5 protein-coding genes are annotated in these 12,506 nt (G+C 40.7%); 2 read left to right on the plus strand and 3 right to left on the minus strand.

Going from position 1 to position 12,506, the window contains the following annotated elements:
* Positions 1–33 precede the first annotated feature (33 nt).
* Positions 34–1,671, minus strand: coding sequence for an amidase (locus ACRZ9O_RS04470; RefSeq protein ID WP_459456753.1), 1,638 nt, complete (start codon positions 1,669–1,671; stop codon positions 34–36).
* Positions 1,671–3,533 (minus strand): glycoside hydrolase family 13 protein, encoded by a 1,863-nt coding sequence (locus ACRZ9O_RS04475; protein ID WP_459456755.1) that lies wholly within the window; start codon positions 3,531–3,533, stop codon positions 1,671–1,673. Before ACRZ9O_RS04475 ends, ACRZ9O_RS04470 begins: the two co-directional genes overlap by 1 nt.
* A gap of 238 nt (positions 3,534–3,771) precedes the next feature.
* Between ACRZ9O_RS04475 and glmS the strand changes: the two genes are divergently transcribed.
* Positions 3,772–5,607, plus strand: coding sequence for a glutamine--fructose-6-phosphate transaminase (isomerizing) (glmS, locus tag ACRZ9O_RS04480; protein ID WP_459456757.1), 1,836 nt, complete (start codon positions 3,772–3,774; stop codon positions 5,605–5,607).
* A gap of 97 nt (positions 5,608–5,704) precedes the next feature.
* Here glmS and ACRZ9O_RS04485 read toward each other — a convergent pair whose 3' ends face one another.
* Positions 5,705–8,971, minus strand: coding sequence for a TonB-dependent receptor (locus ACRZ9O_RS04485; RefSeq protein ID WP_459456759.1), 3,267 nt, complete (start codon positions 8,969–8,971; stop codon positions 5,705–5,707).
* Between the two features lie 452 nt (positions 8,972–9,423).
* Here ACRZ9O_RS04485 and ACRZ9O_RS04490 point away from each other — a divergent pair, with 452 nt between their 5' ends.
* Positions 9,424–12,456 (plus strand): carboxypeptidase-like regulatory domain-containing protein, encoded by a 3,033-nt coding sequence (locus ACRZ9O_RS04490; RefSeq protein ID WP_459456761.1) that lies wholly within the window; start codon positions 9,424–9,426, stop codon positions 12,454–12,456.
* Positions 12,457–12,506 lie beyond the last annotated feature (50 nt).

The raw sequence follows: 12,506 nt of genomic DNA on the forward strand, positions 1-12,506 counted from the left end.
GAAATAAAAAATGTATAAACTACTATACATCAATCAATTCAAGAATTTTTCTGGATGTACTTCCTCGAAACGAGTATGATCCTGATAAAATTGAGCAATACGTAATAAAGTGCCCTCATCATATAATTTACCAACGAATGAGATACCCGTAGGCAAACTGTTTTTCGCATCAAAACCGGTAGGAACACAGACCACCGGATGACCCGTTAAATTCGTAATAGCAGATTGATTACCGCCTCCACGTGATGGACAAATAATCGCATCGTATTGAGAAACGACTTTATTTACCTCTTGCATTAACAAATACCGGTGACGTTGGGCGTTGATGTATTCGACTGCAGGAACAAAACGAGCGGTTCTGAATTGATTAGGCCAGTCGTATTTGGTTTGGCGGGTAAGCTGATCATCGATATTTTTACGCGTCATCTCATCGAATTGCGCCGCACACTCAGCCCCTATTACCACATCCATGATGTTTACTTTGTAGACATTTTCATCTGGGAAATCGACCGGAATTAATTGAACACCTTGTTTCTTCAAATCAGCCAAGACTTTCCATTCACTACGGGTTGTGTCTTTGATTTTGTCAAAATAATTTTTCGCATAGGCAATCTTCATTCCTTTCACTGGGCGATTTGCCTGGTAATTAAAGGGCATGTTTACAGCTGCCAAATCCTTTCCATCTGACCCGTGCAAATAATGAAAAACGATCGCGGCGTCATTCGCAGAACGACAGATAGGTCCTACTTTATCCAACGAATAACTTAAAGCCATCGCACCTGAGCGAGAAATACTCCCAAAAGTAGGCCGTAATCCCGTAGCTCCACAAGTGGTCGCGGGAGAAACAATACTACCCCACGTTTCTGTTCCGATGGCAAAAGGGACTAATCCAGCAACCGTAGCCGAGGCGGAGCCTGCAGAAGATCCGGATGATCCAAAGCTTAGATTCCACGGATTTTTTGTTCTACCACCGTACCAATAATCCCCCATCGCTAGGGCGCCTAAGGTGAATTTGGCGACTAAAACAGCCCCTGCTTCCTTCAATTTTGTATACACGTAGGCATCTTCGTTGATCACCTGATCCTTGTATGGAGCGGCGCCCCAAGTCGTTTTTGTTCCTTTAACGGCAAACAAATCCTTCAAACCGTATGGAATCCCATGCAATAAGCCTCGGTATTTACCACTCGCTATATCCTGATCTGCCTGACGCGCCTGAGCCAGTGCCAAATCCTCCTGAATGCTAATCACGCATTGCAAGGTCTCTCCGTGTTTCTTGATTCGCTCTATAAAAAAAGAGGTTAATTTGACCGAAGTGATTTGCTTGGTCTTGATTAGATGCGCTAATTGATCGATGGAATAAAAAGCTAGATCATTGCGATTTTTAGGCAGCGTCGCTTTCACCGCTGGCCACACTACCGGGCGCTGGGTTTGATCAAATTTCATTCCGGGCAATTTCGGATTTTGCCAAAGACTCAAAGGCACACTATTATTCAATGAAATTGAGTGCATCGCCTTGTAATTTGCCAGATTATCAACCACATCCGAATAAAGCGTATCTAATTCCTGCGTCGTGAAAGTTAAATCAAATAGGTTAGCAGCTCCAGACAGATCTGTTTTTGTTTGAGCCAATACTGGGCTGGCGAAAAATAGAAAAAAGGCGAGTTTTTTCATTATTCCTTTATTTCAAAAATCTGAGCGGTTTTACCCGGAACGCTCAGTGATTTCCCGAAAACGACATCAGACGATTCCATCACATTATGCGCCTTTGCCCCCGCTGGCAAAATTTCTTCGTAATGACTTAAGTCGATGGCACGTGCATCTGCGTTCTTATTTAGAACCACCATCACTTTGGCCTTATCTGTATATCGGAAATACACATAAACGCCATTTCCTTCACCCGAATTCTCCGGTCCAAAATGCAACAATTTGCCCTTATGAATCGCTTCAGAACCTTTTCTCCAGTTCAACATCTTCTTGAAGAAATCCTGCGTCGCCTTCTCGTCGGCCGTCATATTTGCTCCTGTAAAGGCGTTCTTCACATCTCCAGCCCAGCCGCCTGGGAAGTCCCCGCGAATCTCACCATGCTCGTTTGATTTCGGGTTAGACATCAAAATTTCTGTGCCGTAAAATACCTGCGGAATCCCGCGAGTGGTGAAAATATACGTCATAGCCATCTTTAATAAAGCCTGATCGTGTTTTACCTGCGTGTAAACGCGTGACATATCGTGGTTATCCATGAAAACAACTAGATTATCTGGATCCGCGTAGACTAAATCATTCGAAATAGCGCTGTAGATTTTGTTCAATCCCTTACCCCATTCTTTATCATTTTCATTCATCGCCTCTGAAATTGCATTTTGCAAAGGAAAGTCCATTAAGGCTGGCAAAGACGATTTATAGCCATCGCGGTTCACTTTTCCGCGTTGCCAGTAAGAGGTGATAATCGGATTCGATGACCACTCCTCCCCTACCATATTTAAGTTCGGATATTCTGCTAAAACAGCATCTGACCACATCGTCGCAAATTCCTTCGTTGAATACGGGTAGGTATCGATGCGTAGACCGCCTAAATGTGCGTATTCAATCCACCAAATGGTATTTTGGATAATATATTGCTGCATAAACGGATTTTTCTGATTCAAATCAGGCATGGCAGGAACGAACCAACCTTCTGTCTGCAATTTCGCATCGTATTTCGAAACATGCGGGTCTTGAACGGTCTCGCGGCGGTGTGTCGTTGAGGTGAATTTTCCACCAAAATTAATCCAATCCTTGAAAGGCTTATCGTCCATCCACCAATGGCCATTTCCACAGTGATTCAATATAATATCCTTAATCAAATACATCCCATTCGCCTGGGTCTTCATCCCCAATTCACGGTAGTCTTCATTCGTCCCAAAACGACGATCAATCTTATAGTGATCTGTAATCCCATATCCATGATAGCTTTCCATGGTTTGGTCATTCTCTACTTCAGGCATATTCCAAATAGCAGTAAAACCCATATTTTTTATGTAGTCCAAATGATCTAAAATCCCACGTAAATCTCCTCCATGGCGATCATACAAGGCAGCTCTATTTAGAGACATCTCCCGCATTCCAGCCACTTTATCATTTCCCGGATTGCCATTCGCAAAGCGATCAGGCGTAATTAAATAGATCACATCCTTCGTAGAATAAGACGGACGATTCGCGGAGTTTTTCGCACGCGCGTCTAGGCTATAATTGATCGTATGAATTACGTTTCCGTTCTTTTTGATCACCAACGGATACGTTCCTGCCTGCGCTCCCGCCTCTACAATTAAATCCACAAATAAGTAATTCGGGCTATCGCCATTCGTTACTTTTTTTACCGTCAATCCCTTCTTGGTTGACGTAACTACGCCACCACTTAGGTCTTTTCCTTTGATCAATAATTGTAAATTTGGGTTCTTCATTCCCACCCACCAATTCAGTGGTTCAACGCGTAAATCTTGAGAGATCAGGGAGAATGAGGCACAAAAAAGGAGGCCTAAAAAAAGGACTTTTTTCATAAATGTATAATTAGTGAATGATAGACTAGCATGGCTAGCTTTAGAACGAAAATAGGCAAAAAACGTGACACACAGGAATCATCCCGGAAGAATCCTATTAAGTTGATTAACCAATAAGTAAAATATGTCCGATAAATTTGGTATTATTATTCAAATATGAGATATTTACTGATAAAAATAGGGTACAGCTCCCTAAAAGTAGATTATTTAAATAATACAAAAATAAATTTTATATTTTATGTGTGGAATCGTAGCTTACATCGGAAAACAGCCAGCATTTCCCGTTATTTTAAAGGGCTTAAAGCGCTTAGAATACCGTGGATATGATAGTTCAGGTATTGCATTATTCGGTGATATGGTGAACACATTTAAGAAAAAAGGCCGGGTAGCGGAACTGGAAGCTTGGGATGAGGAAATCATTTCAAAAGCGACAGTAGGTATCGGTCACACCCGTTGGGCAACCCACGGAGAACCTTCCGATGCAAATGCACATCCACACACTTCAAATAGCGGACGATTGACCTTAGTACATAATGGGATTATCGAGAACTATGGTTCATTAAAGCAAGAATTAGTACAAAAAGGCTACACTTTTAAAAGTGAGACCGATACGGAGGTTTTGGTAAACTTCATTGAAGACATCCAAATCAACAACAAGTCATCCCTAGAAGAGGCGATGCGTATCGCTTTAAAACGCGTCGTAGGTGCTTATGTGATCATCGTCATGGAAGAAGGCTTCCCTAATCGCTTAATCGCAGCCCGTAAAGGTTCTCCTTTAGTAATCGGTGTAGGCGATGGCGAGCATTTCTTAGCCTCTGACGCTTCTCCTATTATCGAATACACAAAAAAGGTAATCTACGTTAATGACTACGAATTAGCCATCATTTCTCCAGATGAGATCATTCTGAAGAACTTAGGAAATGAGCCTATTACGCCTTATATCCAACAATTAGACATGGAATTAGCCCAAATCGAAAAGGGCGGATTCGACCATTTCATGTTGAAAGAAATTTTTGACCAACCCGGCAGCTTAACAGATTGTTTACGTGGCCGTTTGGACATGGAAAACTTAACTTTGACGCTTGCAGGCGTGGAAGAGCACATGTCCGTTTTCTCTCAAGCAAAACGAATCATCATAGTAGCTTGCGGCACAAGCTGGCACGCCGGTTTAGTCGCCGAATACATGATAGAAACCCTTTGCCGCATCCCTGTAGAGGTAGAATACGCCTCAGAATTCCGATATAGAAATCCAGTCGTGGGAGCAGGCGATGTATTAATTGCTATTTCCCAAAGTGGTGAAACAGCTGACACGCTCGTAGCCATCGAAAAAGCGAAAGAGGCGGGTGCCTTTATTTTTGGGGTAGTGAACGCGGTAGGATCATCCATTGCCCGCTTATCTCACTCCGGCGCGTACACACACGCTGGGCCAGAAATTGGCGTCGCAAGCACGAAAGCGTTTACGGCACAACTAACGGTTTTAGCTATGATGGCCATCAAAATTGGTCGTGAGAAGAAAACGGTCACTGAAGCAGAATACAACCGATATTTGGCCGAATTAGCTTTAATCCCGGAAAAGGTAAAAGCCGTTTTAGAAACACACGAATCCATTAAAGAAGTAGCGAAGCATTACGCTGAAGCACGTGACTTCTTATTCCTAGGTCGTGGATACAATTTCCCTGTGGCTCTAGAAGGCGCTTTGAAACTAAAAGAGATTTCCTACATCCACGCGGAAGGTTATCCAGCGGCAGAAATGAAGCACGGACCTATCGCTTTAGTAGACGAAAACCTACCGGTTTTATTCATCGCAACGAAAGATGCTTATTACGAGAAAATCGTCTCTAACATCCAAGAGATAAAAGCACGCAAAGGAATGGTGATCGCAGTCATTTCAGAAGGCGATACCCAAATTCGCGACATGGCTGATCACGTAATGGTGGTTCCTGAAGTAGATGAATTATTAGCTCCACTTATCTCTGTCATTCCTACGCAGATCCTTTCTTACTACATTGGAGTATTGAGAGGGTTAGATGTGGATAAGCCGAGGAATTTAGCTAAGAGTGTGACGGTGGAATAATCATGTCCGGATTTTGGCTAGAATCCCTTAACATCAACACATAAAAAAAGCGTCTCGGTAATCACCGAGACGCTTTTTTTATTAACTAGATTCAGTATTAGTTAAAGATATATCTCAAACCAAACTGCATTCTCCAAACGTCAGAAACGCCAGCAGTAGCTCTGTAAGTTTCAGTAACTAAGTTAGCACCAAGGTTTCTCATTCTATACTGAGGTCTGCCATCTGCACTAACAACAGGTGTTCCTGTTACAAGAGGCTGAGTTGTATTGAAAGTCTTACCTACACCGTAGTCAGCATCAATCAAATTACCTACGTTAAGAATATCAACACGGAATTCCAAGGTATTTCTCTTACCACCGATGTTAGTAAACAATTGCTGAGCAAATGAAAGGTCAGCACGGAATACCATTGGCATAATCACGGCACCTCTTTGAGCATATTTACCTCTATTAGCGCTCAAGTACTCATCTTGTTGAATATACGCTTCCCAAGCATCCGCTTGCTGCGCAGGAGTGAAGGTCTTACCGCTAGCTGTGAATGATTGGAAGTTCATTTCTGCTTTAGTAGCAGGAATGTAGATCAAATCGTTAGCAGTACCACCGTCGCCATTTAAATCTCCTCCAACTACGTAACTAGCATTACCGAGTGTTCTACCTTCCCAGAAAAGAGATACAGACGTATTTCCAATCTTAAAGAAGTCTTTAGAGTAAGAAGCAATAGCAAAAACTCTGTGTCCCATGAAGTTCGCTGAGTTAGCAAGACCAGGATTGTTTGGATCCGTAGTCACCGGGTTTCCGAACCAAGTACCTGAAGCAATTGATCCTGGATCCACTGTGTTTTTAGATTCTCCATAGCTATAAGCTGACTTCAAGAATAATCCATTCGTAAATGGTCTTTCTAAAGAGAATGAAGCTACCCATGAGTTACCAACTGCCTGATTAGACAAAGTTACTGCATTCGGAATATTAGCATTGATTCGGTTAGAAGTCCATCTGTAACGATTGTCTTTCCCTGCGAACTGACTACCAGCCACTGGTAAGTTAGCGTTGAAGTAAGCTACCCCGTTCACATCTTGGTTGTAGATAAATTCACCTGTAGCGATAATACCACCAGGTAATTGCTGATCAACCGCGATGTTTGTTCTCCAAACTTGAGGGAACTTGAAGTTCGTCTCAGTCAAGGCAAGCTCATATGAAGAAGCAGGTGCACCTGTTACTGTAGAAGGCTTGTACTTATTAGGATCTGGGTTGAAAGGTCTCACTAGCGTGTTGTCTAACTGCTCAAATCCTGTTAAGATACCATTGTTACCCACTTGGTTAGAAATCCAAACATAAGCAGGACGACCAGTAAATATACCTGATCCACCTCTAACCTGAGTCTTTTGATCATTAAACACATCCCAGTTAAATCCTACACGTGGAGACCACAACAGGTTAGCTTCTGGAAGTGCATCTGTTCTATAGTTTACATAAGCAGAAGCAGGTGTTCTGAAATAGTAACTTTCCATTGCTGTGTTTCTAAGTGCAGTCTGCTCGAAGATAGGAACATCTACTCTTAAACCTGCCGTAAGCTTCAAATTAGGTCTAGCCTGCCATTCATCTTGAATGAATACACCACCATAGTTTACTTCCAAAGGCTGTACTGGCTTATCTGATCCCGGAATATTATTCCAACGAACCTGGAATCTTCTCAAGTTAACGCCAGAGGCAACACTGTTACCATTAGCAAGGAAATTATCCGCATCCTTGTAGAAATCAGCCAAAGAGTTGTACACATATACAGACTGTGAACCAGGGAAGAAAATATTTTCAGACTGGTAGTTTTCATAACTAAATCCTGTCGTGAATGTATGGTTTCCTTTGAAGATCTGTAGGTTATCTTGAACTTGGAATGTCTTGTATCTCAACTCGTTATTCGGAGTGAAAGGCTCAAATCCAAAAGAAGTGTAAGTAGAACCAGCGTTCAAGATATCCACCATTGGGAAGAAAGTTCCCTTCTCACCGCGGCTTTCATCTTGGTAAGTATAACCAACAATTAAATTATTGGATACGTTTGAACCGATACGTGAATTCAATTCAGCTACTAGAGAACGAATGTTCTCCATGATGCTATAGTTAGAGTTTTGGAAGTTCAATGCTTCTGATCTAAAGTTACGGTTACCGAAACCTAAAGAAGAAGAACCAGACATCAACACATCAGTAGATGAATTTAAGTGGTTGTATCTCAAACTTAACTTGTTCTTATCATTAATATTGTAGTCTAACTTAACCAAAAACTTAGTACCTACTGTTAAGTTGTCATATCCTTGGTAAGGACCTGTTTCGTAATTAAACTTGCTTTTTAGATAAGAGCTTAATCCATCAAGATCAGATGCTAAAACACGTGTTACGTTACCAGTGATAGGATCAGTTCCTGAATTAGCTTTCCAAGTTGTACCTGGTCTCGACTCTTTCTCATCTTCAAATGAAGCAAAGAAGAATAATTTATTTTTAATAATAGGACCTCCTACACGGAATCCTACTTGATTGTAATTAAAAGTACCTGGATCGAAACGATTTTCACCAGCAATTTTACCTACGTTGTCGTTATTTCGTGTGAAATAATAAGCTGAACCAGAAAATTCGTTCGTACCAGAACGAGTTACGGTATTGACACCAGCTCCTGTAAAGTTACCTTGTCTCACGTCATACGGAGCCACGTTTACCGAAATTTGCTCGATCGCGTCTAAAGAGATAGGAGATACACCTGTTCTACCACCTGGGTTAGAGCCAGAACCTAATCCAAATGAGTTGTTAAAGTAAGAACCATCAACAGTGATGTTATTTAATCTAGAATCTTGACCTGCAAAAGACTGCCCATTGGATTGTGGAGATAATCTAGTGAAGTCGTTAATACTTCTTGAGATAGTCGGAAGCTTGTTAAGCGTTCTGTTGTCAATGGCAGTGCTTGCACCCGTACGCTCACTTGAGAATAAGCTGTTTTGATTCGCACTTACTACCACTTCAGAAAGCACTTTTCCGTCCTCTTTAAGCGTGATGTTCAAGTTAGAGAACGTTCCAAGAGAAAGATTCAACCCGTCTACTTCTTTCGTAGAAAATCCAATGAAGGAAGCCGCTAACTTGTAAGGCCCCCCCACACGCATACCGGGAATTGAATACTTACCCTCCGAATTAGATACTGCACCATAGCGCGTACCTGAAGGGAGGTGAGTAACAACTACGCTTGCACCTAAAAGTGGTTGTCCGTTAGGTTCAGTTATAGTTCCGGTGATACCAGAAGTAGTAACTCCCTGAGACATCGCTGTACTTACACTCATTAAGAGTACAAACAGGGCAAGCAAATTCTTTAGTAAATTTAGCTTCATAATTTTTGATTTGATAAAGTTTGATTTATAATTAAAAAATAATTTCAAAGGTATACTTGATTTAATTCGGGAACTAAATGATCAAATTATTTTTCAAACAACAAATTTTATAATTTTTAATGAAAACATAACATAGCTGTTAACTATTTTTTTATAAATTTTAAATTTGAGGCCAAATTTTGACTTTAATACACCTTACTATAGCCACAACTATTCATTGAATTTGCTTGTTTGAATCCATTAGTAAGGATATTCCCCTATTCAACGACCATTATTCATTCGTTTAGTTCTTAGTACGAGTCCTAAATAGCCCTATCTCAATAAAGTTCAATTTTTGAGATTTTTTTTCATAAAAAGTATAGAAAGTTATCATTTTCCTTTAAATTTCGAAAAATTTGGATTGTATTCAACTTTATTTAAAAACCATATTAACAATTTACTAAATTCAGAATATGAAAAATTTTACCAGAAAAATCTGGAGTTCAGTGCTTTCAGTGGTTGTATTCCTTTTATTGGGATCTACTGTTTCACTTGCTCAGACTACCATCTCAGGTACAGTCACAGATGCAAACACGAAGGAAACTTTACTAGGGGTGAACATCCAAGTTAAGGGAAAAGTAACTGGAACAATTTCAGACCTAACAGGTAAGTATTCCTTGAAAGTTAACCAAGATGCTCCATTTACGTTAGTTTTCTCCATGGTTGGTTTCGGAACGAAAGAAGTCGAAATAACAAGAGGAATGTCTTCTCTTTCAGTTGAACTAACAGAGACCTCCGTTTTAGGACAAGACGTAGTAGTTTCAGCCTCAAGAGTGGAAGAAAGTATTCTTAGATCTCCAGTCTCTGTTGAAAAAATGAATATCCTTGCCATTCGCAATGTCCCTCAAGCTAGCTTCTATGATGCTTTAAATAACTTGAAAGGAGTAGAAATGAGTACACAGTCTTTGACCTTTAAATCATTTAATACAAGAGGCTTTAACGCCAACGGTAACGTGAGAACGGTACAACTGATTGATGGTATGGATAATCAAGCTCCAGGTTTAAACTTCTCAGTGGGTAACATTGTAGGTATTCCTGAATTGGATTTAGAAAGCGTTGAATTGCTTCCGGGAGCCGCTTCTGCACTTTATGGACCTAATGCCATTAATGGTATCCTTTTGATGAATTCAAAAAGTCCTTTCTTGTACCAAGGTCTTTCTGTTAATGTGAGATCTGGCTTGATGGATCAAAAAGATAGAACCACTGCACAAACAGGTTTCTATGATTTCAGTGCTAGATTTGCCAAGGCATTTAGCAATAAGGTTGCCTTTAAAGCGAACGTATCTTATTTAAAAGCAGATGATTGGCAAGCAAACGATTTCAGAGACCAATCTTTATTGAATGGTAACAGAATCGCATATGGCACGCGTGTTTCTAATCCAGGATACAATGGTGTTAACGTATATGGTGACGAAACTAACGTTAATATGTACTCAACAGCTGAAAGCATGGTTAAAGCGGGTGCTTTACCAGCTGCAGTCCTTCCTTTAATTCCACAAACTGCTCTTTCAAGAACGGGATATGCTGAATCAGATTTAGCCGATTATGGCACTAAATCGTTGAAGTTTAATGCAGCCCTTCATTATCGAATCAATGACCGTGTGGAAGCTATCATCCAAGGTAACTATGGTTTTGGAACTACAGTTTATACAGGTGCAGATCGTTACTCCATCGCTAACTTCCAATTAAGCCAAATCAAAGCTGAATTGAAAGGAGCTAACTGGTTCTTAAGAGCTTACACTACACAAGAGCGTTCTGGTGACGCCTTTGCCGTAGGTATTGCCGCTCAAGGTATTAACGAAGCATGGAAACCGAGTACCCTTTGGTTCCCACAATACGTAGGTGCATTTGCTCAAGCGAGAGCAGGTGGGTTAGACGAGATTTTAGCTCACGCCGCAGCAAGAAAATTTGCTGACCAAGGTAGACTAATGCCTGGAACTCCAGAATTCGAGGCTGCAAAGAATAACGTTGTAAACCTTCCTATTCCAGGTAATGCAACTGGCGTAGGCGCTAAATTTGTGGATAAAACTAACTTGTACCACGTAGAGGGTTCTTACCAATTGAAAGAAATCAAATGGGCAGATTTTGTCGTAGGCGCAAACTTTAGAGTATTCGAATTGAATTCTGATAAGACTCTTTTTGCTACAGATGATAATGGTAAAGAGTTCACTAACAACGAGCATGGTGCTTATATTCAAGGTGCAAAATCATTATTCAATGATAAGCTTAGATTGACAGCTTCTGCTCGTTACGATAAGAAAGAAAGATTTAAAGGACAAGTTTCTCCGCGTGTATCCGCTGTATTCACAGAAGGAGCGCACAACTTTAGAGCTTCTTTCCAAACTGGATTCCGTATGCCTACAACCCAAGATCTATTCATTGATTTGGTAACTCCTCAGGCACGTTTAATTGGTGGTTTACCTTTCTTTAGAGATCGTTACAAGTTTTCTACAAACCCAGCATATACACTGGCTACAGTAACTAAATTTGGTGGTGCTGTTTTATCTGCCACTCAGCCTTCTTCACCTGTTTATCAAGCTTCTATTGCGCAAGCAACTCAGTTAGCTATCACACAAGCTACTAGCATTATAACTCAGCAAGTGGTAGAAGGCTTGATTCCGGCAGCTCAGGCTCCTGCAGCTATCGCAGCTTTAGTTCCTACGATTGTACCGACAATTGCTGCTCAATTGGTCCCTGTTAACGCAGCAACTGCAAATAAAGCATTATTGGTACCATTTAAAGCGGAAGAATTTAAGCCCGAAATTGTTAAATCTTATGAGTTAGGTTACAAGGGATTGTTCGCTAACAAACTTTTGGTTGATGCTTATGGTTATTTCAATAGCTTTGAAAACTTCATAGGTGGTCAAGTTTTGGTACAAGACAAAAACTACATCGCAACTAGCCCTGCTTCTACTTTAGGTCTTAACCTATTGAATTCAAGTACAAGAAGTATCTATTCAATGCCAGTTAATAGAACAGAGACTATCGAATCTTATGGATGGGCATTAGGATTGGATTACCGTTTACCTAAAAACTACACTATTGGTGGTAACGTTTCTTACAATAAACTTCGTGACTTAGAGAAGTTGACTGCAACTGGTTTCCAACCTTCTTTCAACACTCCTGAATATCGCTATGTATTGAACTTCGCAAACCGTGAGATTGTAAAGAACATTGGTTTCTCTATGTCTTACAGATGGCAGGGTGAATTTGCTTGGCAGTCTTCCTTCGTAAATGCAGATGTTTCTACGTTCCAATTATCTAAGATGCCTGCATTCGGAACTTTCGATGCTCAAGTGAGCTTAAAAATGAAGGCTTTGAAGTCTAACATGAAAATTGGAGGATCTAACTTGTTTAATAGTGATGGATACAGACAAGCATGGGGTAACCCTACGGTAGGTACTATGTACTATGTAAGTTTAACTTTTGATGAGTTCTTGAACTAATTAAGATAAATAGTCACCTTTAAAAGGCCATCCAAGAATTTTGGATGGCC

It is taken from the genome of Aquirufa sp. HETE-40SA, assembly GCF_054558635.1.

Excerpts from the sequence above, each read along its gene's own strand:
- ACRZ9O_RS04470 (WP_459456753.1), bottom strand. The coding sequence starts at position 1,671 with ATGAAAAAACTCGCCTTTTTTCTATTTTTCGCCAGCCCAGTATTGGCT.
- ACRZ9O_RS04475 (WP_459456755.1), bottom strand. The coding sequence starts at position 3,533 with ATGAAAAAAGTCCTTTTTTTAGGCCTCCTTTTTTGTGCCTCATTCTCC.
- glmS (WP_459456757.1), top strand. The coding sequence starts at position 3,772 with ATGTGTGGAATCGTAGCTTACATCGGAAAACAGCCAGCATTTCCCGTT.
- ACRZ9O_RS04485 (WP_459456759.1), bottom strand. The coding sequence starts at position 8,971 with ATGAAGCTAAATTTACTAAAGAATTTGCTTGCCCTGTTTGTACTCTTA.
- ACRZ9O_RS04490 (WP_459456761.1), top strand. The coding sequence starts at position 9,424 with ATGAAAAATTTTACCAGAAAAATCTGGAGTTCAGTGCTTTCAGTGGTT.